The following is a 24,539-nucleotide window of genomic DNA, read 5'->3' as shown; positions in this document are numbered from 1 at the left end:
GACCTGAAGCGCCTCGACCAACGACCCCCGGCACCCACCACGGGCATCGGGGTCGTTGTCAGATCGAACGGCGCGCGATGCGTGGTCGGGCTGGTGGCCGGAGGTGCTTGTCCTTGTGCTGCCGGACCATCTCGTCCCACACCTCCTGAGGGAAGTCGGGGTCCGGCGGTATCCACCGGTGCGAGTTGTCGGAGTAGTGGAACTTCTCGTCACCGGGCTTGAGCACGCTCACGGCAGCCAGCCGAGGAACCTGCGGTGCAGAGCGCCGGCGGGAGCCCAGCCCATGTCCTGTGTCGCCGAGACCAGGTGCGAAGCCATGTAGATGGACAGGGACACCGGAGCGCGGTCGTACTCGGCGAGCAGTTCACGGCGGCGCGTCGGACAGGGCCAGGGCGATCCGCACCCCGCACACGTCCAGACAGGCAGAACAGGTCCATGGTCCGTCACCAACCCATCGGACCATGACGGGATGTACGAGGGCAACCCCTATAGGAGTTGTCTGACCCGGTAGGGCGTGGAGCAATACTCTTGGGCCATACCTTCGGCTTGTGGAGTTGCTTGGGCTGGATGAGATCCGTGACTTGCTTGGCGGCATCAGCAAGCAGCGCGCCACGATCATCGTAGGCCGCAAGGGGTTCCCTGACCCCCTTGCAACCTTGAAGATGGGCCGCGTCTGGGATGGCAAGGCCGTCCGAGCATGGATTGCCAAGAATCGCCCCGGCCCGGCCGACGAGGACTGACGGCCAGAGTCGTGGACGGCCTGACCGGGTTCAGGCCGGCCGGGTGGTGTGGCGGAGGGCGTACCAGGCGGCGCCGAGGGTGAGCACGCCGAAGCCGGCGAGGGTGCTGGCGACCGGCAGGCTGACCGCGAGCAACAGGCACCCGACCAGCCCCAGCACGGCGAGCAGCTGCACCGGCAGCTTTCGGGCCGGATCCCGGCCCAGGGTGAGCGCCGAGGCGTTGGCGATCGCGTAGTAGACCAGCACCGTGCAGCTGGAGAAGCCGATGGCGCCCCGCACGTCGGCCAGGGACACCACGACGATCACCACGGCGGCCACCGCCAGCTCGGCGCGGTGCGGCACCCGGTGGCGCGGGTGCACGGCGGCCAGCGCGCCCGGCAGGTCCCGGCGGCGGGCCATCGCCAGCGTGGTCCGGCCGACGCCGGCGAGCAGGGAGAGCAGCACCCCGGTCACCGCCACGGTCGCCCCGGCCCGGACCAGCCAGGCCAGGCCGGGCAGCCCGGCGGCGGTCACCACCTCGGCCAGGGGCGCCGTGGAGGCGGCCAGTCGTTGCTCACCCAGCACCCCGAGGGCCACCACGGCCAGCGCCAGGTAGCTGGCCAGGACCACGCCGAGCGCCAGCGGCACCGCGCGCGGGATCGTGCGTTCCGGGTCGCGGACCTCCTCGCCGAGGGTGGCGATCCGGGCGTAACCGGCGAAGGCGAAGAAGAGCAGGCCGGCGGCCGTGAGCACGCCCCGGACGCCGGTGTCGGCGAAACCGGCCAGCCGGGCCGGCTCCACGTGCGGCGCGCCGGTCGCTGCCACCACGCCGAGGACGGTGAGGACCACGCCGACCAGCACCCGGGTCGCGGTCGCGGTCTTCCCGATCCCCCGGAGGTTCACGGCGGTCACGGCCACCACCGCGAGGACCGCCACGAGCCGCGCCCGCCCCGGCCACAGGTACGCCCCGATGGTCAGCGCCATGGCCGCGCAGCTCGCCGTCTTGCCGATCACGAACCCCCAGCCGGCGAGGAACCCAGCGAACGGGTGCAGCCGCTCCCGGCCGTAGACGTAGGTGCCGCCGGACTCCGGGTAGCGGGCGGCCAGCCGGGCCGAGCTGGTCGCGTTGCAGAAGGCGACGAGGCCGGCGAGGGCCAGCGCGACCAGCAGGCCGGCGCCGCCGGCGGCCGCCGCGGCGGGGGCGAAGACCACGAAGACGCCCGCGCCGAGCATCGACCCCAGACCGATGACGACCGCGTCGCGTACGCCCAGCCGGCGTGCCAGTTCAGCCACGGACGCAGGCTAGGGGGTGGAGGTGAACGGCCGGTCCCGGTTTCGCAGCGGGCCGGGCAACGGCACGTCGTCCCAGGGCACCCGGTGCAGCAGCCGGTCCAGGAGCAGGCCGAGCATCAGCCCGGCCACCGAGTCGGTGAGCCAGTGCCAGCCCAGGTAGATGGTGGTGCAGAAGACCACGAGCGGCGGCACCACCCGGATCACGGTGACCAGCCGGGGCGGAATGGTCCGGCCGAAGGTGCGCAGCAGGGGGGCCAGGAGCAGGGCGAGCACGCCGTACCAGACGATGGCGTTGGCCACGTGCCCGGACGGGTAGGACTGGGCGAAGCGCACCGGCAGGTCCTGCTGGAACAGCGGCAGGGTCGCATCGGGCGCCAGGAACGGCTCCTTCACGCTGGCGCTCGGCGCGGGCCGCGCCGTCCACACCTTCAACGGCCCGATGGTCAGGTAGGTGAGCACGAACGCGGTCACCGGCGGCAGCACCGGGCGGACCGAGCGGAGCCGGACCGCCAGGAGCACGCCGAGCCCGGCCGCGAGCAGGGTCAGCGGGGTGCCCTGGCCGAGCAGGTTGAGCGCCATGGCGGCCCACCGGGCGGCGGTCGGCCGGTGCGCCTCGGACCAGTCGGCGACGGCCCGGTCGAGCCCGAAGAGGTGCCCCTCGGCCAGCGCCACGGTGAGCGCCACCAGGGCGGCCAGCAGCAGCCCGTCCCACCACCAGCCGGCCGGCCGGACGGGCCGGAGCCGCGGCTTCCGGCGTACCTGCGTGGTCTCCCGCACGCGACCACGCTACCGGCCGCCCGCGGCGTCGGGCCGGTGCGGGCGGCGGCGGCTGTGGGCCCAACCACGAAGGGAAGCGCTCCCGGGGGGTCAGCGGTCACACTGGTCCCCGTGCGGATCACCTCGGCCCTCGTCGACCCGGCGCTGCTCGACCTTCCCTGGTCGACCCCGCTGGAGGAGTGGCCTGCCGAACACCTGGTGGCGCTGCCCCAGGGCATTTCGCGGCACATCGTGCGTTTCGTCCGGCTCGGCGGCTACGTCTACGCGGTGAAGGAGACCGGCGAGCGGGTCGCCGAACGGGAGTACGACCTGCTCCGGGCGCTGGAGCGGATCGACTTCCCCTCGGTGGAGGCGATCGCGATCGTGGCTGACCGGCAGACCGACGACGGTGAGCCGCTCGACCCCGTGCTGATCACCCGGCACCTCCAGTTCTCACTGCCCTACCGGGCGCTGTTCTCCCGCACGCTGCGGCCGGAGACCATGAACCGGCTGCTCGACGCGCTGGCGGTGCTGCTGGTCCGGATGCACCTGACCGGCTTCTTCTGGGGCGACTGCTCGCTGTCCAACACGCTGTTCCGGCGGGACGCCGGCGCCTTCGCCGCCTACCTGGTCGACGCGGAGACCGGCGCGCTGCACCCGTCGCTCTCGAACGGGCAGCGCGGCGAGGACCTGGAGATCGCCCGGGTCAACATCTTCGGCGAGGCGCTGGACCTCCAGGCCGCCGGCCTGCTGCACGAGTCGATCGACCCGGAGGAGGTCTGCGAGCAGGTCGTGCAGCGCTACGAGCGGCTCTGGCACGAGGTCACCTACGAGCAGCAGATCGAGCGGGAGGCCCGGCACGACATCGAGGGCCGGATCCGCCGCCTCAACGAGCTGGGCTTCGACGTCGCCGAGGTGGCCATGTCGACCGTCGACAACGGGCGCTACCTGGTCCGGCCCAAGGTCGTCGACGCCGGCTACCACACGCGGCGGCTGCTCCGGCTCACCGGCCTGGACGCCGAGGAGAACCAGGCCCGCAAGCTCCTCAACGACCTGGACGCGTACCGGGTGGAGAGCGACCTGACCGACGAGCAGCAGGCCGCGCACCGCTGGCTGACCGAGGTGTTCGAGCCGGTGGTCCGGGCGGTGCCCGCGCACCTGCGCCACAAGCTGGAGCCGCAGGAACTGTTCGCCCAGATCATCGAGCACAAGTGGCTGCTCTCCGAGCGGGCGGGCCGGGACGTCGGGATGCGCCAGGCGGTGCAGTCCTACCTGGCGGACGTGCTGGTGCACCGCCCGGACGAGCAGGCGGTGCTCGGCGTCGAGGTGCCCGCCGCCGGGTAGGCCGCCCGAGCGACCGGCGGTAGGCCACCGCCCTCGACACGGTGACCTACCGCGGGCGCAACGTGGTCGACCACTGCTTCCGCAGGGTCGAGCCGTGTTGCATGCCCCCGTTTCAATTCAGCTCAGTCGAACGACGGCCAGAGGCCGGTGTCGGGCGTCCAGAGCCCGTAGCGCTCGTAGTGTCCGGTGTACTGGTAGGGGACCCCGGACCAGGCCTCGCCCTGGTCGACGTCGAGCGCCCAGATGTCGGAGGGCGCGGTGACCTGGACGCCGTAATAGCAGTCGGCGCGGTCCTTGAAGTAGCCGAGATCCTTGCTGGAGTTGCTGCCGTACTTGACCATCAGCCGGAGGACGACGCCGCGGCCGTTGGCGAGTTCGTCGTGGACGCAGAGGTTGGTCACGTGCATGGTGCGCGGGGTGGAGACCTCGGCCCACAGCTCGTACGAGCCGATGGTCTGGCCGCTGGAGTTCTTCACCGAGCGGTTGCCGGTTCCCGGCGGTTGGTACTCCAGGAATCGGCGCTGGAGATAGTCGCCCGACTTCAGGGTGGGCAGCGCGGCATAGGCGGTCGGCGCGAGCAGGGCCAGGACGGCGAGGAACACGCCTCCGGCCACTGTGGTCCGCAGCAGGGTCTTCATAGCCGTCGATGTTGACGGTGGTCGATCACGGGGGGCAACGTCTTTGCCCTGTGCGGAAAACACCCGGGTCCGATGGTGGCCCCGGAGTCGGCCGTCATGATCCGGTCGGCCGAACCGGGACGGCTGGACGATCGCCAGACTGGACGCACGCCCAGCCGACCCGGGGACCGTCATGCTTCGGATCCACTTCACCGCTGCCGACCTCGCCCGCACCCGGATCGCGCCGGCACCTGATCCGCTGTGGGAGAGCATGCTCAGCATGCACTGGCTGCGGGGCCGGTGCCTGGATCCGCTGCTGACCGGGTGGCGGCGACGGATGTTGGGGTTGCTGCACGAGCGCCACGGCCACCGGGCCGAGCTGGGGTTGCCGCTGTCGATCAACCCGCCGCTGGGCTACTTTCCGGACTTCCTGACCCCCATCGAGGCCAGCGGCGGGTTCGAGCCCGGACTGGACGCCCTGCTGCGCACGCCCAGGGCCAGACTCGCGGCCGACCTGGCGACGCTCCGGTCGACGGGGACCCGGCGACCGTCGGCCGTCGCCGACCTGGCGGCCGGGGACGTGACCGCCCTGCGCCAGCTCGGGGCGGGCCTCCAGCTCTACCACCGGCTCGCGATCCTGCCCCTGTGGAACGCGATCCGCTCCGCGTTCGACGCCGATCGGGCCCTGCGGTCCCGACGGCTGCTGAATCAGGGGCTGTCGGCGCTGCTCAACGACCTGCACCCGACCGCCAGGTTCGACGGTGGCATTCTGACGATCACCAACTACATCGCCGAGCGGGACCTCCACCTGGACGGAAGGGGGCTGCTGCTCGTGCCCTGCTACTTCAAGCGGCACGAGAAGCCGATGGTGCTCGCCGATCCGCTGCTGCCGCCGGTGCTCGTCTACCCCATCCATCCGCACGCCCGTGTGGTGTCGGCGGCGGCCGGGGCCGGGTCCCTGTCGGCCCTGCTGGGCGGTACCCGGGCCGCCATCCTCGTGCTGGCCGCCGACGGCGGGACCACGTCGGAGGTCGCCCACCGGCTCGACGTCAGCGTCCCGTCGGCGAGCAGGCACCTGGCCGTGCTGCGCTCGTCGGGCCTGGTCACCAGTGCCCGCGACCGCAACGCGGTGCACCACACGCTCACCCCGCTGGGCCGGCAACTGCTCAACCGCACCTGATCCGGTGTGTCCCTCCGGCCCGTACCGGCCGATGTGGCTGGTGCGCGCTACGGGCAGCGTCACTCCACCCAGGCGCCGGCGCGCATCACCCGCAGCACGTTGAGGTCGTCGTCGAGGACGACCAGGTCGGCCCGGAGGCCGGTCTGGAGGGCGCCCACCCGGTCGCCCAGGCCGATGGCCCGGGCCGGGGTGGTGGCGACCATCCGGCAGGCGTCCGGCAGGGCCACCCCCGCGCCGACCGCGTGCCGCAGCGCGGCGTCCATGGTCAGCGTGCTGCCGGCGATCGCGCCGTCCCGGCTGAGCCGGGCCACCCCGTCGGCCACGGTGACGGCCTGGCCGCCCAGCTCGTACTCGCCGTCGGGCATGCCGGCGGCGGCCATCGCGTCGGTGATCAGGGCGGCCCGCTCCGGGCCGGCCACCGAGGTGGCGAAGCCGAGCATCCCGTCGTGCAGGTGCACGCCGTCGGCGACCAGCTCGCAGACCACGTTCGGGGCCTCCAGCAGGGCCACCACCGGTCCCGGCTCGCGGTGGTGCAGCGGTCGCATCCCGTTGAACAGGTGGGTGCCGACGCTCGCGCCGGCCGCCACGGCCACCCGGGTCTGCTCCCAGGTGGCGTCGGTGTGCCCGACGGCCGCCACCACGCCCTGCCCGACCAGCAGCTTGATCGCCTCCAGCGCGCCGTCGCGCTCCGGGGCCAGGGTGACCATCCGGACCGCGCCGCCACCCAGCTCGATCAGCTCGGCCAGCTCCTCGGTGGACGGGTCACGGAGGAACTCCGGGTTCTGCGCCCCGCACCGGGCCGCGGACAGGTAGGGCCCCTCGAAGTGGACGCCCGCCAGCACCCCGGACTCGACGAGCGGCCGGTAGGCGGCGGTGGCCTCGCGCATCAGCGGGAACGGGGAGCTGACCAGGCTGGCCAGCAGGGTGGTGGTGCCGTGCCCGAGGTGGAAGTCGGCGGCCTGCCGGGCCGACTCCGCGTCGCCGGTGGTGAAGGTGTGCCCGCCTCCGCCGTGGGTGTGCATGTCCACGAAGCCCGGCACGATCCAGTGCCCGTCGCGCACCGTCGGGTACTCGGCGACCGCCCGGATCCGGTCGCCGGCGATCTCCACGCAACCCTGCCGGAGCACGCCGTTCGGGGTCACCACCTTGCCGGTCACGCGCAGGGTCATCGGCTCTCCTTCGCCAGGGTGTCCAGGGCCAGCAGGGCGGCGCCGAGGCAGCCGGCCTCGTCGCCGAGGGCCGCCGCGACCAGGTGCGGCTCGCGGTGGAACGTCAGACGCTCGCGCAGCGCCGCACGCAGCGGGTCGAACAGCCGGGGACCGGCCTGGGCCAGCCCGCCGCCGATCACGATGGTCGCCACGTCGAAGAGCGCCTGACCGGTGGCCAGGCCGTCAGCGAGCGCCTCGACGGCCTCCCGCCAGACCCGGCCGGCCAGCGGCTCACCGGCCGCCGCCCGATCGGCCACCTCGGCGGCGGTGGCCGCGCCGCCGGACAGCTCGGCGTACCGGCGGCCGATCGCCGAGGCCGACGCCATCGCCTCCAGGCAGCCGGGGCGCCCGCAGCCGCAGCGCGGGCCGTCGGGGCGTACCAGGATGTGGCCGATCTCCCCGGCGGCGCCGTGCGCGCCGGCGGCGGCCGACCCGTCGACCACGTGGGCGGCGGCGATGCCGGTGCCGATCGCGACGAAGAGCACGTGGCCGGCGTCCCGCCCGGCACCGAGCCGCGCCTCGGCCAGGCCGCCCACCCGCACGTCGTGGCCGAGCGCCGTGGGCAGGCCGAGCCGCGTCCGCGCCAGCTCCCGCAGGGGTACGTCCCGGAAGCCCACGTTCGCCGACCAGACCGCCACTCCGTGGGCCTCGTCGACCACCCCGGGCACGGCGATGCCGCACGCCACCGGGGTGAGGCCGTCGGCGCGGGCCTTGCCGGCCAGCCCTTCGGCCACGTCGAGGATCGTGCCGACCACCGCCTCCGGGCCGCGCGCCGCGTCGGTGGCGTGCCGCTCGGCGTGGACGGTCGCGCCGTCCGGGCGGACCAGGGCGCACTTCATTCCGGTGCCACCCACGTCCAGCGCGACGACGACCTCGCCGCCTGGGGTCATGCGAGCACCACGGAGCGGGTCAGGTGCCGGGGCGCGTCGGGGTCGAGGCCGCGGCTGGTCGCGAGCGCGACGGCGAAGCGCTGGGCGAGGATGAGGTCGGCCATCGGGTCGACCGGGTTGCGCCCGGCCGCCCAGCTCGTCAGGACGGTGTGGCAGCCGTGTGTGCGGCTGTGCACGAAGGCGGCGCCGGTGGCGGCCACGTCCTCGGGCAGGCCCTCCGGGATGCCGCCGAACGCCCAGACCAGCCGCCCCGGCGCGGCGATCGAGATGGGGCCGTGCCGGTAGTCCATGGCCGGGTACGCCTCGGCCCAGAAGGTGGCGGCCTCGCGGCACTTCAGCGCGGCCTCCTGGGCCAGCCCGACCGTCCAGCCGCGGCCGAGGAAGGTGACCTGCTCGATGGTCGCCGGGTCGATCGGCAGCGGGGCCCGGACGGCCACCTCGGCGTCGGCGGCGAGCCGGCCCAGGTCCTCGCCGAGGTGGGCGCGGAGCAGCGCCAGCGCGGTGGTGGCGAACCGGGTCTGCACCACCGAGCGCTCGTCGGCGAAGGGCAGGGGCACCGTCGCGTCGGCCAGCTCGACGGCCGGTGCGGCCGGGTCGCCGACCAGGACCGTGGTGGGCAACTGCCCGCGCAGCGCGGCGAGCAGGTCGAGCACCTCGGTGGTGGTGCCGGAGCGGGTGATCGCGATGACCCGGTCGTAGCGGCGGCCGGTGGGGAACTCGCTGGCCTGGAAGGCGTCGGTCTCGCCCTGGCCCGCGCCCTCGCGCAGCCCGGCGTACGCGGCCGCCATGAACCACGACGTGCCGCACCCGACCACGGCGACCCGCTCGCCGGGGCGCGGCAGGCGGTCGGCGACGGCCGGGGCGAGCCGCGCCGCCTCCCGCCAGCAGTCGGGCTGGCTCGCGATCTCCGCGTGCACGTACGCCATGACAACTCCTCGCCAGGGGAGACCTTGCGCAATACGGCGCGATATGGCCGCCTTTCGCGCGTCATTCTGCGCGATTCGGGGTGGCCGTGGCAACCGGCTCCCACATCGCGCAGGACAGGGTTTTGCGCCTGGCCAGTTTCGCGCACTACTGTGCACGCAATCAATCACCGTTCGTGCAGAGTCAGTGGAGGCCCCCCGTGGACCGCTACGCCAGATGGAATGCGCTGCTCGAGATGCTGACCGACAGCGGCCGGGTCAGCGTCGAGGAGGCGGCCGAGCGCCTGGACGTCTCCCAGGCCACCATCCGGCGTGACTTCGACCAGCTCGCCCAGCAGCAGATGATCACGCGGACCCGGGGCGGCGCGGTCGCCAACGGCGTCTCCTACGACCTGCCGCTGCGCTACAAGACGGCCAAGCACTCGGCCGAGAAGCAGCGGATCGGCGCGGCCGCCGCCGCGCTGGTCTCCCCGGGCACCGTGGTCGGGCTGAACGGCGGCACCACCAGCACCGAGGTGGCCCGGGCCCTGGCCGTCCGCCCCGACTTGAACACCAGCGCCGAGGGCGCCCAGCTCACCGTGGTCACCAACGCCTTGAACATCGCCAACGAGCTGCTGGTGCGCTCGCGGATGAAGGTGGTGGTGGCCGGCGGCGTGGTCCGGCCCAAGTCGTTCGAGCTGGTCGGCCCGCTGGGCGGGGCGCTGCTGCGCGAGGTCACCCTGGACGTGGCGCTGCTCGGCGTGGACGCCATCGACCCGCAGCTCGGCGCGGCCGCCCACCACGAGGGCGAGGCGGCCATGAACAGCCTCATGGTGGCCCGGGCCAAGCGGGTCGTGGTCATCGCCGACTCGTCGAAGCTGGGCGGGCACGCGTTCGCCCGGATCTGCCCGGTGGACCGGGTGGAGACGCTGGTGACCGACTCCGGGGCGTCGCCCACTGTGGTGCAGGCGTTCCGCGACGCGGGCGTGCACGTCGTCTGCGCCTGACCGACCCCGCCGGCGCGCCTGATCCCGAATCCGGGAAAACCCCGATGCATACCGGGTATTGTCTCCGCCTGCATACCGCGTATGGTGTCGAGCTGACACCTACTTATCGGGGGAGGTCAGCTTGTCGGCTGTCCTGGAGATCGAAGGTCTCCGCAAGACGTACCGGAGCCGGAAACGCGGGGTCCGCCACGCGCTCGACGGCTTCGACATGCGGGTCGAGGCCGGCCAGGTGCACGGCTTCCTCGGCCCCAACGGCTCGGGCAAGACCACCACGCTGCGGACGCTGCTCGGCCTGATCCGGCCCAACGGCGGCCGGATGGCCATCCTCGGCCAGGAGCTGCCGCAGGCCCTGCCCGCGGTCGCCGGCCAGGTCGGCGCCATCGTGGAGAGCCCGCAGTTCTTCCCGCACTTCTCCGCCCGGGACACCCTCGGGCTGCTCGCCCAGGCCGGTGAGCTGCCCAAGCAGCGGGTCGACGAGGTGCTGGAGCTGGTCGGGCTGCGCGACCGGGCCGGCGAGCGGGTGAAGACCTACTCGCTCGGCATGAAGCAGCGGCTCGCCGTCGCCTCCGCCCTGCTGAAGAACCCGAAGCTGCTGATCCTCGACGAGCCGGCCAACGGCCTCGACCCGGGCGGCATCCGGGAGATGCGCGGGCTCATGCGCGACCTGTCCGCCGCCGGGATGACCGTCGTGCTCTCCAGCCACATCCTCGGCGAGATCCAGCTCATCTGCGACTCGGTCACCATCATCTCGCTGGGCCGGCGGGTCGCCTTCGGGCCGGTCGACGAGGTGCTCGCCGCCCACTCGCAGGGCGCCGTGCGGGTCCGCCTGGAGGCGGTCACCGACCTGCCGCAGGCGACCGAGACGCTGACCCGGGCCGGGATCCGCGTCACCGCCGAGCCCGACCACCTGATGCTCTCCGGCGTCGACAAGCCGGCCACGGTCAGCCGCGTCCTGGCCGAGCAGGGCCTCTACGTCAGCGAGCTGACCCCCGTCGCGGTCGACCTGGAGAGCGTCTTCCTCGAACTGACCGCCACCGCGCCGGTTCCCGGCCAGCACCGGCAGGTCGACCAGTCCACGAAGGTCGGTGAGCCGGGCAGCGGCGCCACCACGGGAGGTTGGGGCGCATGAGCTTGTACTTCACCGAACTGCGCCGGCTCAGCAAGCGCCGGCTCACCCGGCTGCTGCTGGTCCTGCTGCTGCTCGGGCTGGCCACCGTGGCCACCGCCTTCAGCTTCTCCAGCCACCAGCTCTCGAAGGAGACGGTGGCGGCCGCCCAGGTCGAGTCCGACGCCCAGTACCAGCGGGCGATGGAGGACTGGAAGAAGACGGTCGCCGACTGCGACGCCGCCAAGGCCCGCGGGGACCAGGACACCGAGGAACGGTACGGCCCGAACTGCGGCCGGGACTGGCAGCCGCAGCCCGAGATGTTCGACCCGAAGTGGAACCTGCCCTACCAGTTCGACTTCCGGGCCGAGTTCCCCATGTTCATCGCGGTCTTCGCCGGGGCGGTGGCGCTCTTCGCGTTCATCGTGGGCGCCTCCTACGTGGGCGCCGAGTGGAGCACCGGCGGGATGATGAACCTGCTGCTCTGGCGGCCGAAACGGCTCGCCGTGCTGGGCACCAAGCTGGCCGCGCTGCTCACCACCGTGCTCGGGGTGAGCCTGGTGCTCGGCGCCTTCTGGACGCTCGCCTTCTGGCTCATCGGCCGCTACCGGGGGACCACCGCCAAGGTGACCGCCGGGGTGTGGCAGTCCATCGGCCTCGACGGCCTGCGGGCGGTCGGGCTCATCCTGCTCGTCGGCGCGGTGGCCTTCGCGCTCGCCTCGCTGGGGCGGCACACCGCGATGGCGCTCGGCGCGGCCGTGGCGGTCTTCGCGATCAGCGAGATCGGCATCCGGATCGCCGTTGCCGTGCTCTCCGTGCCGTTCGGCGACCGCTACGTCCTGTCCACGTACGCCCAGTCGTGGTTCATGAAGAAGGTCGAACTCTTCGACTACGACACCTGCCAGTTCGCCAAGGGCGCCTGTGAACCGGCCAAGCTGGTGGTCACCTGGCAGCAGTCCGCGCTGGTGCTCGGGGTGGGCGCCGCCGCCGCGCTGATCGGCGCGTTCTGGTCGATGCGCCGGCGGGACATCGCCTGACCGGCGCGGACCCCGCGTCCGATGCGGGCCGGGCGGACCCTGGTTAGGCTGGGGTCCCCCGGCCGGCGTCGTCGTGCCGGTCGCCCCGTCCCGCTGAGGAGCGCCATTGCCCGCCGACGCCACGGAGCGGGCCGCCACCGACCGGCCCGAGCCGTCGGGGACCGCCGACGTCGCGCGCCGCGAGGCCGGCCGCACCGTCCCGCCACCCCGCTCCGCCCCCGCGGTCGAGGCCGTCCCGGACGACGGGCCGCCGGACGACGGGCCGGCGGATTCGGCCCTCGCCGCGGAGGCCCCCGGCGGGGCCGGCGGGCTGACCGAGCGGGACCGGCAGATCCTCGCCTTCGAGCAGCAGTGGTGGAAGCACGCGGGCGCCAAGGAACAGGCCATCCGGGACACCTTCGGGCTCTCCGCGACCCGCTACTACCAGCTGCTCAACGCGCTGCTGGACCAGCCGGCCGCGCTCGCCGCCGAGCCGGTGCTGGTGGGCCGGCTGCGCCGGCTGCGCTCGTCCCGGGCCCGGAACCGGCGGCGCTGACCGCCCGCACCATCCTCGGATCCGCCCGCACCCGCCCTCCGGTCCGGCCGCACCGGCATGGGCTCCGGCGCTCCGGGTAGGCGGCGAACGGCGACGGAGGGAGCAGACGGATGGGGGCACCAGACCGCCGGTACGCGATCGGCAGCCGGCCCGCCCGGCCGGTCGGGACGGCGCCGATGATGCGGGTACGCTCCGCCTCCGATCCGGCCCCCGGCCGGCTGGAGAACGAGGACCTGGTCTTCCGGATCGGCCCGCTGGTCGGCGTCCTCGACGGGGCGACCGTGCCGGAGGGATTCGACACCGGCTGCGTGCACGGCCCGGCGTGGTACGTCCGGCACCTGGCCGCCCGGATCGGCCTGGCCGTCGCGGCCCGCCCGGCGGCCACGCTGATGAGCAGCCTGGCGGCGGCGATCCTGGCCGTGCGGGCCGACCACCGCGGCGACTGCGACCTGGACCATCCGGGCACCCCGTCCTCCACCGTCTGCCTCCTCCGGGAGGGCGGTGACCAGGTGGACTACCTGGTGCTCTGCGACAGCCCGCTCGTGCTCGACACCGGGGACCGGATCGACGTGGTCTCCGACGACCGGCTGGACACGGCGCTGGCGGACCTGCGCCGGACGGCCGCCGCGCTGCCGGACGGGGGCGTCGACGCGGCGACCCGGTTCCACCGGGCGGTGACCGTGCAGCGGAGCCGGATGAACCGGACGCACGGCTACTGGGCAGCCGCCAGCGACCCGGACGCGGCGTACCACGCGGTGACCGGCACGCTGCCGCTGCGCGGGCCGGGGGCGCTGCGACGGGCCGCGCTGCTCAGCGACGGCGCCTCCTGTGCGGTCGAGCAGTTCGGCCTCTTCGACTGGGCCGGCCTGCTCGACGTGACGGCGGCCGAGGGCCCGGAGGGGCTGATCGACCGGGTCCGGGCGGCCGAGCGGGACCACCCGGACCGGTTGCGCCGGCACAAGCGCACGGACGACGCCTCGGCGGTGCTCTGCGAGTTCATGCCGGCGGGGTGAGCACCCTCACGGTCGAAACGGGCCGGTTGGCTGACAACGGAGCGTGAGGCGGAACACCCCGGGGGTACGACCGGCCGACCCCCTCCGCCGGACCGGCAGTCCGCGCCCAAAGGGGTGGACTTGGGCCGGTACGACCGGCAGACTGCGGCTCGTGACGGGTACGGTACGGCTGGAGCCGGTGGACGAGCGAAACCTGGAGCCGTTGCTCTCCGTAGCGGCTGCCGAGGCGGAGCCGGAGGATGTCATGCCCCCGGTCGAGGCCCCGGCCGGGTGGTCGCTGGCCCGTCGGGAGGCCTTCCGCGAGTTCCACCGGGCGAGCTTCGGCGGGCTGGACGGCCCGACCCACACCCTGATGTACGCGATCGTGGCCGGCGGCGAGGTGGTCGGCATGGTCCGGATGACCCGGTGCGGCGAGCCGGGGACGGTGGAGACCGGGATGTGGCTGGGCCGCTCGGCGCGCGGTCAGGGGCTCGGTGCGGCGGCCCTGCGGGAGCTGCTCCACGCCGCCGCGGCGGCCGGCATGCGCACCGTCGTGGCCGAGACGACACCGGACAACCAGGGCGCTGTCTCAGTCCTTCGGAAATGCGGCGCGGAATTGCGCGAGAAGGATGGGAAGCTCCGCGCGGAAATGTGCCTCGATTCCGCCCTGCCAACCCATTAATTTTCTCGCCGACCTTTCTTGCGAGATTTGACTTTTCCCTGCTCTCCTGGGCTTCTCTGACCGTTTTGCGCCGTCTCTGTCTCTCCTGAACCGCCTATCCAAATGTGCGGTGACATGCGCCTCGGCAATTCCGCTGAAATGTTTTGCGCATGGGGGGACGGGTACTGCCCGCCGGGTCCGCTGATACGGGACGCCGGTCGCAGGCCCGTCACCCGCTGATCCCCGGTAGCTGCTTTCCCGGGCCTGCTCCACGCATGAGGGTGTCCGCTTCCGCCGGGGAGCGAAGGAGAACTGATGAAGAGCGGAGCACGGGTGGCGCTGGCGGTGGGCTTCGGCTACCTCCTCGGGCGCCGGAAGAAGATGCGCACGGCCCTCACCCTGGCCGCCGCCGTGGCGGCCGGGCGGGCCAGCCAGCGGCCGGGCGGGCTGAAGCAGCTCGGCGCGGACCTGATGAACGCGAGTCCCCAGCTCGGCGGCCTCGGCAAGCTGGGCGCCCCGCTGGCCACCGCCGGCAGGGCCGCGGCGACCGCGGCCGCGGGCAGTGGCATCGACGCGATCAGCGGCAAGCTGCGCGGCGGCGCCGACGCGCTGCGCCGGAAGACGGCCGGCGGCCGTCCGGACGAGGAGCCGGCGGACGGCGAGCGGTCCGCCGCCGACGACGAGGAGGAGCTCGACGAGCAGCCCGCCGCGGGGGACGAGACGGACCGGGGCGGTCGCCCGGTCGCGCGACGGCAGCGGGGGCGGTGACCATGGCGACCAGCAACCTCACGGAGCGGGCCCGCGACCAGATCGGTGGCGAGCTGCGCAACCTCGCCTCCGCCATCGGTGAGCGTGCCATGCACGTGGTCACCGAGCGGATCACCGGCGCCACCGGGCGGCTCAGCGAGTACGCCAAGCAGGGCGGGGGCCCCGGCCTGGTCGCCGCCGCCACCGGCGCGCAGAAGCTCGCCGAGGGCAACTCCCCGGTCAAGGCCATGTTCCAGGCCGGCCTGGCCGGCGGTAAGGAGAAGTTGATGTCGGCGTTCGGCGGTGGCAAGGGCGGCAAGGGCGGTGGCAAGAAGCTCAAGGTCACCAACATCGTCGAGACCATCGAGGTCGGCGTTCCGGTCCGGGTCGCGTACAACCAGTGGACGCAGTTCGGCGACTTCCCGAGCTTCATGAAGAAGGTCGAGCAGGCTGACTGGGACGAGGACGGGAAGATGACCTGGAAGGCGCAGGTCTTCTGGTCGCACCGGACCTGGGAGTCGACAATCGTCCGGCAGATCCCGGACCGGCTCATCCACTGGCGGTCCAAGGGCGAGAAGGGCTCCGTCGACGGCACGGTCAGCTTCCACGAGGTCGGCCCCGAACTGACCCGGATCCTCGTGGTGCTGGAGTACCACCCGCAGGGCCTCTTCGAGCACACCGGCAACCTGTGGCGCGCCCAGGGCCGCCGGGTCCGGCTGGAGCTGAAGCACTTCGTCCGGCACGTGATGACCCGGACCGTGCTCGACCCCGACTCGGTCGAGGGCTGGCGCGGTGAGATCGAGGACTCCCAGGTGGTCAAGGACCACGAGACCGCCCTCCGCGAGGAGCAGGAGGCCCGCGACGAGCAGGAGAGCCGCGAGGAGCAGGAGGGCCGCGAGGAGCAGCGGGGCCGCGGCGAACAGCGGGGCCGGGCCGAGGAACCGGAGGAAGAGCCGGAGGAGGAGCCCGAGGAGGAGCCGGAGGAGGAGCGCCGGCCCGCCGGCCGCGGCCGCCGCCGGCCGCCGCCGCCGCGCCGCCGTCCCACCCCCGCCGAGGAGGAGTACGCGGACTACGACGAGGGCGACGACTTCGACGACGACGAGTACGACGAGGAGCCCGAGGAGGAGGAGCCGCCGCGCCGCCGCGCCCCCGAGCGGGCGCGCCGCGCCCAGCCGCGCGAGGAGCGGGAGGCGCGCCCCGAGCGGCCGCGCCCCGTCCGGCGGGCACCCGAGACACCACGACGGCCGGTGGTGCGCCGCCGGCGAGAGGAGCGTGAGGAATGACCGTGTCCACCACGACGGGACAGTCGGGCAGCGCCCTGGAGCGCACCAGCGGCGGCGGCGGGGGCACCCTCGCCGACGTCGTGGAGACCGTGCTCGACAAGGGCGTGGTGATCGACGCCCAGGTGTCGGTCGCCGTGGTCGGCATCCAGCTCCTGGAGATCAACGCGCGGATCGTGATCGCCAGCGTCGAGACGTACCTGCGGTTCGCCGAGGCGGTCGACCGGCTGAGCATCGTGCCGAAGGACCAGAAGGGCCTGCCGGACCTGGTCGGTGACGCGGCCGGCGCCGCCACCAAGGGCAAGGCGGTCTCCGGGCTCGGCAAGGCGGCCCAGGAGATCAGCGGCGCGGTGGCCGATTCCCTCCGCGACCGGGGCGACGACCGGGAGCGGGAGCGGCCGCGCCGGCGGCGGGACGAGGAGCGCTGAGATGGCTCAGGAGAACGGGCTGTTCATCTACGGCATCGTGCCGTCCGACGTGGAGCCGACCCCCGAGGCCGAGGGGGTCGGCTCCCCGCCCGGCGAGGTGACCGCGATCCGGCACGGTGAGCTGGCGGCGCTGGTCAGCGAGGTCGGGCTGGAGGAGCCGCTGGGCCGGCCGGCGGACCTGACCGCGTACGAGCGGCTGCTGGACGGGACGGCGGTGGTGGCGCCGGTGCTGCCGGTCCGTTTCGGCACGGTGGTGACCGGCGAGGACGCGGTCGAGGACCTGCTCGCCGCGCACCACGACCGGTTCGCCGCCGCCCTCGACGAGTTCGAGGACCGCCTCCAGTACACCGTGCACGGGCGCTTCGACGAGCAGGAGTTCATCGCCGGGTTCCTGGCGGAGAACGCCGCCGCCGGGGCCCTCGCCGACGAGGTGCGCGGCCGGCCGGAGGTCGAGAGCCGGGAGCAGCGGATCCGGCTCGGCGAGATGATCAGTCAGGCGGTGGAGCTGCGCCGGGAGGCGGAGAACCGCGACCTGATCGACGCGGTGGGCCGCCTCGTGGTGGCCGACGCGCCCCTCCCGCCCAGCAACGAGCTGGACGCGGTGCGCGTCTCCTTCCTCGTGGAGGGCGACGCCGAGGACGAGTTCGTCCAGGCCGTGGAGGACTTCGCCGAGCGGCGGCGGGACCTGATCCGGATGCGGCTCATCGGCCCGCTCGCCCCGTACGACTTCGTCAGCGCGCACCAGCTGGTGGAGTGACCCGTGGACATCCTGTGGACGCTGCTGACCCTGCCGTACGCGCCGGTGCGCGGGCTGACCGCGCTGGTCAAGGTGGTGGCGCGGGAGGCGGAGTCACGGCAGTACAACCCGGTCAACATCCGGCGCGAGCTGGAGGAGCTGGACCGGGCGGCGGCGGCCGGTGACATCACGCCGGAGGAGCGGGACCGGGGGCAGCAGCAGGTGCTGGACCGGTTGACCAGGCCGGCCGCCGGCGGCAGCCGTGTCCCGCCGGGGCGTAACGGTGCTCCCCGGCGGCCGGCGCCCGCCCGGCGGGGGACCGGCGGCCGCCGCGGCGAGCCGCGTGGCGGACGAGGGGGAGGGCGATGACAGCACGGATCCGGGGTGACGGCGACCGCGAGCGGTGGCGGGACCGGGGCGGTCGGACCGAGGACCGGTATCTCGACGAGGACGACGAGGAGGCGGTCAGCGCGGGCGAGGCGGCCCGGGAGGGGTTGCGCCAGATCGTCGATCTGACCGGTAAGGACCCGCTCGGGGTCACCTCGATCCAGCCCACCGACGACGGCTGGCGGATCGGGGTGGAGGTGGTCGAGGACCACCGCATCCCGGCGTCGACCGACCTGCTCGGCCTCTACGAGGTCGAGCTGGACATGACCGGCAGCCTGCTCGGCTACCGGCGGACGCGCCGCTACCAGCGCGGCAAGGGGGACTGAGATGACCATTGGGCGGGCTCCGTCGGTCGTGCAGAACTCCGGTCAGGTGCTGCCGGCCGGCCACGAGCCGGCGAACCTCGGCGACATCCTGGAACGGGTGCTCGACCGCGGCATCGTGATCGCCGGTGACATCCGGGTCAGCCTGCTCGACATCGAGCTGCTGACGCTGAAGCTGCGGCTGGTCATCGCCTCGGTGGACACGGCGCGGCAGATCGGCATCGACTGGTGGGAGCACGACCCGTGGCTCAGCTCCCGGGCCCGGCCGCCGGTCGAGCCGGGACCGCGCGACCCGGAGGAGGTCGAGGCGTCCCGCCGGCCGCGGGTGGCGGCCCGGGCCGAGCGGGAGCAGACGGAGGACTGGCATGACCACGACCTCTGACCCCGTCGGGGACACCGGCACCGCGGTCTGGCTGCACGGGGTGGTCGCCGGGACGGCCACGCCCGCCCGGCTCCCGGGCATCGCCGGCACCCCGGTGCGGGCGGTGGCCGCCGCCGGCCTGGTCGCCGTGGTCAGCGACGCCCCGCTCAGCGAGTACGGCGAGGCCGCGCTGCGCCGCAACCTGGAGGACCTGGCCTGGCTGGAGCGCGCCGCCCGGGCCCACCACGCCGTGGTGGACGCGCTGTCCCGGTCCGGCGCCGTGGTGCCCGCCCGACTCGCCACCGTCCACCGCGACGACGACCGGGTGGCCCGGGTGCTGGTCGAGCGGCACGACGAGCTGGCCGGCACGCTGGCCCGGCTCGACGGCCGCGCGGAGTGGGGCGTCAAGGGGTACGTGGTGCCCGGCGCCACCCCGCGGGTCGAGGAACCCGACGGTGGGGGCGGGGCCGGTGCCGCGTACCTGCGGCGGCGCCGGGCCCAGCTCACCGCCCGGGAGGAGGGGCAGCGGGTCGCCGCCGACGGGGCCGCCGCCGTGCACGCCGCCCTGGCCGGGTACGCGGTCGCCGCCCGCCGGCACGCCCCGCAGGACCGGCGGCTCTCCGGTGCGCCCACCGCCATGGTGCTCAACGGGGCGTACCTGGTCGACCGGGACCGCTGGGACGGCTTCGCGGGGCTGGCCCGGGAGCTGGCGGAAGGGCACCCGGAGCTGCGGCTGGAGCTGACCGGCCCGTGGCCGCCGTACTCGTTCGTGGCGGAACCGGAGGCGGAGCCGGCATGGGCGTGACCGCGCTGGCGCCGAGCAGCGCCGACGACCCGCTGGCCTACCGGTCGGTGGCCCTGGTCGACCTGCTCGACCGGGTGCTCGCCACCGGCGTGGTGATCACCGGGGACATCACCCTGGCCATCGCGGACATCGACCTGGTCCGCATCTCGCTGCGCGCGCTCATCGCCTCGGTCGGCGCGCTCGCCCCGCCCGACCCGGAGGCCGCGCCGTGACCGGGCGGGACGAGGCGGCCGACCTGGCGGCGGCGCTGGGCGAGCCGCGGTGGACGGCGCCCCGGGTGCGGCCGCTGGACCGCCGGCTCGCCGTCGACAAGGACTCGGTCGAGCGGGGGCTGGCCAGCCTGGTGCTCACCGTGATCGAGCTGCTCCGGCAGCTCATGGAACGGCAGGCGCTGCGCCGGGTCGACCTGGGCGACCTCACCGAGGAGCAGGTCGAGCGGGTCGGCGCCACGCTCATGGCGCTGGAGGAGCAGATGACCCAGCTGCGCGAGTACTTCGGCCTGGCCCCCGAGGACCTCAACCTCGACCTCGGCCCGCTCGGCCCGCTGCTGCCCACCGACTGAACCCGTTCCGGCTCAGCTCCGGGTGGCGGCGTAGGCCTCCAGGTGGGCGAGCTGGACCGGGTCCAGCGAGGGGCGGACGCGGCTGCGGGCCGCCTCGACGTGCGCGGCGGTGACCGTGCTGGCCGCCAGCGACTCGCGCATCGCGGCGAGGGCCGCCTCCCGGATCAGCGCGGCGCAGTCGGCCGCCGAGAAGCCGTCCAGCTCCGCGCCGAGCGCGGTGAGGTCCACGTCGGGCGCGAGCGGGACGTGCCGGGCGGCAGCCCGGAGGATCTCGGCGCGGGCCGGGCCGTCCGGCGGCGGCACGTACACCAGGCGTTCCAGCCGGCCGGGGCGGAGCAGCGCGGGGTCGACCAGCTCGGGGCGGTTCGTGGCGGCGACCACCACCACGTTGCGCAGCGCCTCCACCCCGTCCAGCTCGGTGAGCAGGGCGGCGACCACCCGGTCGGTGGTGCCGCCGTCGTTGGCCTGGCCGCGGACCGGGGCCAGGGCGTCCACCTCGTCGAGGAAGACCAGCGTGGGGGCCGCCTCGCGGGCCCGGCGGAACAGCTCCCGCACCGCGCGCTCGCTCTCACCGACCCACTTGGAGAGCAGCTCCGCCCCCTTCACCGACAGCACGTTGGCCCGGCCGGAGCCGGCCAGCGCGGTGACGAGGTAGGTCTTGCCGCAGCCGGGCGGCCCGTAGAGCAGCACCCCGCGCGGCGGCGTCACGCCCAGCCGGGCGAAGGTGTCCGGGTAGGTCAGCGGCCACAGCACCGACTCGGTCAACGTCTGCTTGACCTCGTGCAGGCCCCCGACGTCGTTCAGGGTCACCGAGGCCAGTTCCAGGGTGGACGCGGCCATCGTGGTCGGCCGGACCACCTCCAGGGCGGCGGCGAAGTCGGCCATCGCCACGGTCGGGGTCTCCGCCGCCTTCTGCCGCAGCGCGGCCCGCACCCCGGCCTCCCGGACCAGCGCGGCCAGGTCGGCGGCGACGAACCCCGGCGTACGCCCGGCCACCTCGTCCAGCCGGACGTCCTCGGCCAGGGGCACCTGCCGGGTGAGCACGGTCAGCTGCTCCCGGCGCAGCGCCGCGTCGGGCAGCGGCACGGTGATCCGCAGCGAGAGCAGGTCCGGGGCGCGCAGCGCCGGATCCACCGCCTCCGGGCGCCCGGTCGTGCAGACGACCGCCGCCCCCGACCGGACCGTCTCAGCGACCACCTGCCGGAACACCGTGGCCAGCGGACCGGGCTCGTCGGCCGGGGCGACCGCCTCCACGTCGGTGACCAGCAGCACGGCCGGGCCGCCGGCCCGGACCGCGGCGGCGGCCTCGCGCAGCCGGCGGGCGGCCGCGTCGTTGCCCAGCGCGGCCAGTTCCGGGCCCCACAGCGGCCGCACCCGGGCGCGGACCCGGGCGGCGACCGCGCGGACCAGCGCCGACTTGCCCGAGCCGGCCGGGCCGCTGACGAGCACGCCGAGCGAGACCGTGGTGCCGAGCCGCCCCAGCACCTCCCGGTGGTGGAAGCCCAGGTCGAGCAGTTCGGTGAGCTCCTCGGCCTGGGCCCGCAACCCGGGCAGCTCGTCCACGTCGGGAGCGTCCTCGGGGCCGAGCAGGTCGTCGGCCGGCGCCGGAGCGGTCGGGGCCGCCGGGCCTCCCTCGCCGGCCGGGCCGGAGCCGCGGGTGGCCGGGCCGTGCTCCCAGCCGACCACGGTGTCCATGGTGACCAGCGCGCCGGTCGCCGGCTCGGCCGCCACGACGGTGAGCAGGGTGCTGGTCCAGGCGTACCCGACGGTGGTGGCCAGGCTGCGCCGGGCGGCCTCGACCAGGCCGCGGAGCGCGGCGTCGGGGAGCACGTCCTGGGGCAGCAGCGAGACGTCGTCGCCGGCGGTGACCACCTTGCCGAGCAGGGCGAGCCGGAGCATCTCCGGGGAGACCGCGGCCACGACGCCGACCGGCCCGGCCAGGGTGAGCCGGCGCGCCGGGACCGCCGGGAGCGGGCTCACCGTGACCTGCCCGCCGTCGCGCAGGCCCAGGTTGCCCAGCAGCAGGTCGTCGGCGTAGAGCAGGGCGCTGCTCGCGGTCGGCTCGGCCGGGGCGGCGATGCCGGCAGTCACCCGGCGGCCGGCCAGCCGCACCGGATCGCCGGGACGCAGCGCCAGCGCCGTCAGCACCTCGGGGTGCAGGCGGACGACGCCGCGCCGGGCGTCCAGCGCCGCCGGCCGCAGGACCGCGGTCAGGGTCAGGTCGGGTTCCGCCACCGCCCGACAGTAGCCGCCGGCACCCCGTCGTGCCGGCGGGCCTCAGAGCGGGCCGGTGTCGTCCAGCAGCGACGGGTCGCGCCGGATCATCTCGGCCAGCCGGGCCGCCGGGTCGGTGGCCAGCCCGTCCTGCCCGGGGGCCGGCACCGTCTTCACCGACATCGGCCAGGCCGGCGGGGGCGCCGGCGCGGGCGCCGCCCCGACCGTCACCTCCGGGCCGGACCAGGCGACCCGCAACGGGTACGCCTGCCCGCCCAGTTCCACCCGCACGACGACGGCGAGCCCGGGGTGCTCGGCGACCACCCGGCGGACCGCCTCGGCCACCTCCTCGACCGGGTCCCGCGGCTCCGGCCGGTCGCCCCCACGCAACCGGTACGCGCCGTGCCCCGCCCGCGCGTCCGCCGGCCGGTCGCGCCCGGCCTCCTCGTCCGGCTCGTCGGGCAGCGGCCCCCGGCGGCGCTGCGCCTCCTCGCGCCGGGCCAGCCGGGCCAGGGTCTCGTCCAGATCACCTCTCATCACGTCCACCCCTTCCGTGATACGGGTCGAACCGGCTGCCGGTTCAGGCCCCCTTCTCCCGTGTCGCCCGGTCCAGCGCCCGGTCCAGGACGACGAGCAGCGCGTCCCGTACGGAGAGCCGGTCCCGGGCGTCGAACTGCACCAGCGGCACGTGTTCGCCGATCGCCAGCGCCCAGCGGATCGAGGGCAGGTCCAGCGCCAGCCGGCCGTCGAAGGCGTTCACCCCCACGGCGAACGGCAGCCCGGCCCGCTCGAAGAAGTCGATGGCCGGATAGCAGTCGTCGAGCCGGGCGCTGTCCACCACCACGAGCGCCCCGAGCGCGCCCCGGGCCAGGTCGTCCCACATGAAGCCGAAGCGGGCCTGGCCGGGCGTGCCGAAGAGGTAGAGCTTGAGGCTGCGGTCGATGGTGACGCAACCGAAGTCCATGGCCACCGTGGTGGTGGTCTTGTCCGAGGCCGCGCCCGCGTCGTCGACGCCGATTCCGGCGGTGGTCATCTCGGCCTCGGTGGTCAGCGGGGCGATCTCGGAGATCGCGCCCACCGTGGTGGTCTTGCCGACCCCGAAGCCACCCGCGATGAGGATCTTCACCGGGATCGGTGGGCGTGGCGCGGGCACCCGGCTGACCGTCGGGGCGGCCACCTCGGGCGGCCGGTACGGCGGCGGCGGAGCCGGCGTGGCGGCCCGACCGGCCGGCGGGACGGTGGTGGGCGGGGCGGCGTACCGGGTGGCGGCGTTGTTCGCGGCGGGACCGCCCGCGGCGGCCGCCGGCCATTCAGGAGATCGCACGGAGTCCATCAATCACTCGCAGGATGAGGTCGGGGTCGAGGGCGTCGTCGGCGTCCCCGAGGTGCACGTCGAGGTGCCCGGCGGCGCGGAGGTCGCCGACGAGCACCCGGGTCACGCCGAAGTGCATCCGCGTCCGGGCGGAGATCTCGGCCACCGAGATCGGCTCGGCGCAGAGCGCCACGATCGTCGCCAGTTCCGGGTCCAGCCGGGCGATCACCGCCCACGAGCCGCTCTCCGGCCGGGCGGTCACCTGGGTCTCCAGGCCGATCGCCGGATCGCCGTCCACCCGGCCGGCGGTCAGCACGAACGGACGCGGACCGCTGGGCTCCCCGTCGCCCGCGTCCGGCCCGGGGCCGGGGGCGGGCGCGTGCAGGAAGGGGCGGACCCGGGTGCCGGGCTCCGGCTCCGGGTCCTCGCCGGCCGCGTCCGGTGTCATTGCTGGACGGCGTTCTTCAGTTCGGCGATCAACCGGGGGGTCAGGGCGCCGCCGGCCCGGCCGGCGAAGAGCGTCATCTCGTACGCCACGGTGCCCAGGTTGGCCGAGCGGTCGGCGACCACGCCGAGCACCGAGCCGCTGCTGATCGCGCTGATCAGCAGGTAGCCCTCGGCCATGTCCACGATCACCCGGTTCAAACCGCCGAGCGCGTACCAGCTGGCGGCGCCCCCGGCGAGGCTGGTCATGCCGGAGACGACGGCGGCCAGCCGCTCCGCGTTGGACCGGTCCTTGATGGCGGACATGGCCATCAGCAGTCCGTCCGAGGAGACCGCGATCGCCTCCATCACCCCGGCCGTGCTGGAGGTGAACGAGTCGAGCAGCCAGTTGAAGGTGCGCGCCTCGGGGCTGAGGCCGCCGGTGGTGGTCTGGTCGGCGTTGTCGTGCAGGAACGGGCTGGTCACCGTGATGCGTCCTCTTCGTAGCGGCGGTCGGGACTGACTTCGCGCAGTGCACGGGCGACGCCCGCCTCGAAATCGGTGATGAGGTCGCGGACCTCGGCGGGGTCCCCCGGCGGCGGGCTTGCCGGCGGGGTGGCCTGCCCCGGGGACACGGCCAGGTTCGCCCCGGGCACCCGCCGGCTGAGCCGGGGCCGGTCGGGGGTGGGCACGACCGGGGCGGCGTCGTCCTCGG

General features: G+C 74.4%; 30 protein-coding genes and 2 pseudogenes. 19 read left to right on the top strand and 13 right to left on the bottom strand.

Features of this window, described 5'->3' with window-relative positions; all coding sequences use genetic code 11:
- Nucleotides 1-58 precede the first annotated feature (58 nt).
- Entirely contained in the window at nucleotides 59-232 is a 174-nt protein-coding gene (locus F8274_RS31250; protein ID WP_192579843.1) for a hypothetical protein, read from the bottom strand.
- A 316-nt stretch (nucleotides 233-548) separates the two neighbouring features.
- On the opposite strand from F8274_RS31250, the gene F8274_RS15265 reads away from it, so the two are divergent.
- Entirely contained in the window at nucleotides 549-740 is a 192-nt protein-coding gene (locus F8274_RS15265) for a hypothetical protein (RefSeq protein ID WP_151463052.1), read from the top strand.
- 30 nt (nucleotides 741-770) lie between these two features.
- On the opposite strand, the gene F8274_RS15260 is transcribed toward F8274_RS15265, so the two are convergent.
- Nucleotides 771-2,012 carry an APC family permease gene (locus F8274_RS15260; RefSeq protein ID WP_151463051.1) on the bottom strand — a complete coding sequence of 414 codons (1,242 nt, stop codon included), beginning with the start codon at nucleotides 2,010-2,012 and terminating at the stop codon, nucleotides 771-773.
- 9 nt (nucleotides 2,013-2,021) lie between these two features.
- On the bottom strand, nucleotides 2,022-2,789 hold the full coding sequence (locus F8274_RS15255) for a phosphatase PAP2 family protein (protein WP_151463050.1): 768 nt from the start codon (nucleotides 2,787-2,789) through the stop codon (nucleotides 2,022-2,024).
- A gap of 111 nt (nucleotides 2,790-2,900) precedes the next feature.
- On the opposite strand from F8274_RS15255, the gene F8274_RS15250 reads away from it, so the two are divergent.
- Nucleotides 2,901-4,112 carry a DUF4032 domain-containing protein gene (locus tag F8274_RS15250; RefSeq protein ID WP_151463049.1) on the top strand — a complete coding sequence of 404 codons (1,212 nt, stop codon included), beginning with the start codon at nucleotides 2,901-2,903 and terminating at the stop codon, nucleotides 4,110-4,112.
- A 122-nt stretch (nucleotides 4,113-4,234) separates the two neighbouring features.
- Here F8274_RS15250 and F8274_RS15245 read toward each other — a convergent pair whose 3' ends face one another.
- Entirely contained in the window at nucleotides 4,235-4,750 is a 516-nt protein-coding gene (locus tag F8274_RS15245) for a hypothetical protein (RefSeq protein ID WP_151463048.1), read from the bottom strand.
- 172 nt (nucleotides 4,751-4,922) lie between these two features.
- Between F8274_RS15245 and F8274_RS15240 the strand changes: the two genes are divergently transcribed.
- Nucleotides 4,923-5,909, top strand: coding sequence for a helix-turn-helix transcriptional regulator (locus tag F8274_RS15240; protein WP_151463047.1), 987 nt, complete (start codon nucleotides 4,923-4,925; stop codon nucleotides 5,907-5,909).
- Between the two features lie 59 nt (nucleotides 5,910-5,968).
- On the opposite strand, the gene nagA is transcribed toward F8274_RS15240, so the two are convergent.
- From nagA to F8274_RS15225, 3 genes are read right to left on the bottom strand one after another with little or no spacing between them, the layout of a single operon-like run.
- Nucleotides 5,969-7,078: an N-acetylglucosamine-6-phosphate deacetylase gene (gene nagA / locus F8274_RS15235; protein WP_151463046.1), complete on the bottom strand. Its 1,110-nt coding sequence runs from the start codon at nucleotides 7,076-7,078 to the stop codon at nucleotides 5,969-5,971.
- Nucleotides 7,075-8,007, bottom strand: a complete 933-nt coding sequence (locus F8274_RS15230) for an ROK family protein (RefSeq protein ID WP_151463045.1) — start codon at nucleotides 8,005-8,007, stop codon at nucleotides 7,075-7,077. Before F8274_RS15230 ends, nagA begins: the two co-directional genes overlap by 4 nt.
- Nucleotides 8,004-8,933: an SIS domain-containing protein gene (locus F8274_RS15225; RefSeq protein ID WP_151463044.1), complete on the bottom strand. Its 930-nt coding sequence runs from the start codon at nucleotides 8,931-8,933 to the stop codon at nucleotides 8,004-8,006. The genes F8274_RS15230 and F8274_RS15225 overlap by 4 nt, the downstream gene beginning before the upstream one ends.
- Nucleotides 8,934-9,130: 197 nt before the next feature.
- Between F8274_RS15225 and F8274_RS15220 the strand changes: the two genes are divergently transcribed.
- The 16 genes and pseudogenes from F8274_RS15220 to F8274_RS15145 all read left to right on the top strand — a co-directional run bounded on the left by F8274_RS15220 (nucleotide 9,131) and on the right by F8274_RS15145 (nucleotide 19,875).
- Nucleotides 9,131-9,916, top strand: coding sequence for a DeoR/GlpR family DNA-binding transcription regulator (locus F8274_RS15220; RefSeq protein WP_151463043.1), 786 nt, complete (start codon nucleotides 9,131-9,133; stop codon nucleotides 9,914-9,916).
- Between the two features lie 121 nt (nucleotides 9,917-10,037).
- The gene (locus tag F8274_RS15215) at nucleotides 10,038-11,045 is read left to right on the top strand and encodes an ATP-binding cassette domain-containing protein (protein WP_151463042.1); all 1,008 of its coding nucleotides are present in this window, start codon (nucleotides 10,038-10,040) and stop codon (nucleotides 11,043-11,045) included.
- Nucleotides 11,042-12,058 carry an ABC transporter permease subunit gene (locus tag F8274_RS15210; RefSeq protein WP_151463041.1) on the top strand — a complete coding sequence of 339 codons (1,017 nt, stop codon included), beginning with the start codon at nucleotides 11,042-11,044 and terminating at the stop codon, nucleotides 12,056-12,058. The genes F8274_RS15215 and F8274_RS15210 overlap by 4 nt, the downstream gene beginning before the upstream one ends.
- 106 nt (nucleotides 12,059-12,164) lie before the next feature.
- On the top strand, nucleotides 12,165-12,593 hold the full coding sequence (locus tag F8274_RS15205; protein ID WP_151463040.1) for a DUF3263 domain-containing protein: 429 nt from the start codon (nucleotides 12,165-12,167) through the stop codon (nucleotides 12,591-12,593).
- A 110-nt stretch (nucleotides 12,594-12,703) separates the two neighbouring features.
- The gene (locus F8274_RS15200; RefSeq protein ID WP_151463039.1) at nucleotides 12,704-13,606 is read left to right on the top strand and encodes a hypothetical protein; all 903 of its coding nucleotides are present in this window, start codon (nucleotides 12,704-12,706) and stop codon (nucleotides 13,604-13,606) included.
- Nucleotides 13,607-13,757: 151 nt separating this feature from the next.
- On the top strand, nucleotides 13,758-14,267 hold the full coding sequence (locus F8274_RS15195) for a GNAT family N-acetyltransferase (protein WP_151463038.1): 510 nt from the start codon (nucleotides 13,758-13,760) through the stop codon (nucleotides 14,265-14,267).
- Nucleotides 14,268-14,561: 294 nt separating this feature from the next.
- Complete coding sequence (locus F8274_RS15190) at nucleotides 14,562-15,014, top strand: hypothetical protein (RefSeq protein WP_225853808.1); 453 nt, start codon at nucleotides 14,562-14,564, stop codon at nucleotides 15,012-15,014.
- Between the two features lie 2 nt (nucleotides 15,015-15,016).
- Nucleotides 15,017-16,276: an SRPBCC family protein gene (locus F8274_RS15185; protein ID WP_151463037.1), complete on the top strand. Its 1,260-nt coding sequence runs from the start codon at nucleotides 15,017-15,019 to the stop codon at nucleotides 16,274-16,276.
- Nucleotides 16,273-16,494, top strand: a pseudogene (gvpJ, locus tag F8274_RS32640) (gas vesicle protein GvpJ); the annotation flags it as partial. The gene F8274_RS15185 and the pseudogene gvpJ (F8274_RS32640), both read left to right, overlap by 4 nt.
- Before the next feature lie 208 nt (nucleotides 16,495-16,702).
- Complete coding sequence (locus F8274_RS15175) at nucleotides 16,703-17,458, top strand: GvpL/GvpF family gas vesicle protein (RefSeq protein ID WP_151463035.1); 756 nt, start codon at nucleotides 16,703-16,705, stop codon at nucleotides 17,456-17,458.
- Between the two features lie 3 nt (nucleotides 17,459-17,461).
- Complete coding sequence (locus tag F8274_RS15170; RefSeq protein WP_151463034.1) at nucleotides 17,462-17,806, top strand: gas vesicle protein GvpG; 345 nt, start codon at nucleotides 17,462-17,464, stop codon at nucleotides 17,804-17,806.
- Nucleotides 17,803-18,150, top strand: coding sequence for a gas vesicle protein (locus F8274_RS15165; RefSeq protein ID WP_151463033.1), 348 nt, complete (start codon nucleotides 17,803-17,805; stop codon nucleotides 18,148-18,150). Before F8274_RS15170 ends, F8274_RS15165 begins: the two co-directional genes overlap by 4 nt.
- 46 nt (nucleotides 18,151-18,196) lie before the next feature.
- A pseudogene (gene gvpJ, locus F8274_RS32635) lies at nucleotides 18,197-18,352 on the top strand (gas vesicle protein GvpJ); the annotation flags it as partial.
- Between the two features lie 160 nt (nucleotides 18,353-18,512).
- Nucleotides 18,513-19,313 carry a GvpL/GvpF family gas vesicle protein gene (locus F8274_RS15155; protein ID WP_151463031.1) on the top strand — a complete coding sequence of 267 codons (801 nt, stop codon included), beginning with the start codon at nucleotides 18,513-18,515 and terminating at the stop codon, nucleotides 19,311-19,313.
- A complete protein-coding gene (locus F8274_RS15150; RefSeq protein WP_192579842.1) occupies nucleotides 19,304-19,525 on the top strand; it encodes a gas vesicle protein in 222 nt (73 codons plus the stop codon). The genes F8274_RS15155 and F8274_RS15150 overlap by 10 nt, the downstream gene beginning before the upstream one ends.
- On the top strand, nucleotides 19,522-19,875 hold the full coding sequence (locus tag F8274_RS15145) for a gas vesicle protein K (protein WP_225853806.1): 354 nt from the start codon (nucleotides 19,522-19,524) through the stop codon (nucleotides 19,873-19,875). Before F8274_RS15150 ends, F8274_RS15145 begins: the two co-directional genes overlap by 4 nt.
- A 12-nt stretch (nucleotides 19,876-19,887) precedes the next feature.
- Here F8274_RS15145 and F8274_RS15140 read toward each other — a convergent pair whose 3' ends face one another.
- From F8274_RS15140 to F8274_RS15115, 6 genes are all read right to left on the bottom strand, one after another.
- Nucleotides 19,888-22,110 carry an AAA family ATPase gene (locus tag F8274_RS15140; protein WP_151463030.1) on the bottom strand — a complete coding sequence of 741 codons (2,223 nt, stop codon included), beginning with the start codon at nucleotides 22,108-22,110 and terminating at the stop codon, nucleotides 19,888-19,890.
- A gap of 42 nt (nucleotides 22,111-22,152) precedes the next feature.
- Nucleotides 22,153-22,626 carry a hypothetical protein gene (locus F8274_RS15135; RefSeq protein WP_151463029.1) on the bottom strand — a complete coding sequence of 158 codons (474 nt, stop codon included), beginning with the start codon at nucleotides 22,624-22,626 and terminating at the stop codon, nucleotides 22,153-22,155.
- Nucleotides 22,627-22,669: 43 nt separating this feature from the next.
- Entirely contained in the window at nucleotides 22,670-23,422 is a 753-nt protein-coding gene (locus F8274_RS15130) for an ATP/GTP-binding protein (RefSeq protein ID WP_192579841.1), read from the bottom strand.
- A complete protein-coding gene (locus tag F8274_RS15125) occupies nucleotides 23,400-23,849 on the bottom strand; it encodes a DUF742 domain-containing protein (protein WP_151463028.1) in 450 nt (149 codons plus the stop codon). Before F8274_RS15125 ends, F8274_RS15130 begins: the two co-directional genes overlap by 23 nt.
- Complete coding sequence (locus F8274_RS15120; protein WP_151463027.1) at nucleotides 23,846-24,310, bottom strand: roadblock/LC7 domain-containing protein; 465 nt, start codon at nucleotides 24,308-24,310, stop codon at nucleotides 23,846-23,848. Before F8274_RS15120 ends, F8274_RS15125 begins: the two co-directional genes overlap by 4 nt.
- Nucleotides 24,307-24,539, bottom strand: a 233-nt coding sequence (locus F8274_RS15115) for a hypothetical protein (protein WP_225853805.1), incomplete at its 5' end; no start/stop codon positions are given. The genes F8274_RS15120 and F8274_RS15115, both read right to left, overlap by 4 nt.

This window comes from Micromonospora sp. AMSO31t, assembly GCF_008868175.1.
Taxonomy (GTDB): domain Bacteria; phylum Actinomycetota; class Actinomycetes; order Mycobacteriales; family Micromonosporaceae; genus Micromonospora.
This window is presented reverse-complemented; position numbering and strand designations above follow the sequence as displayed.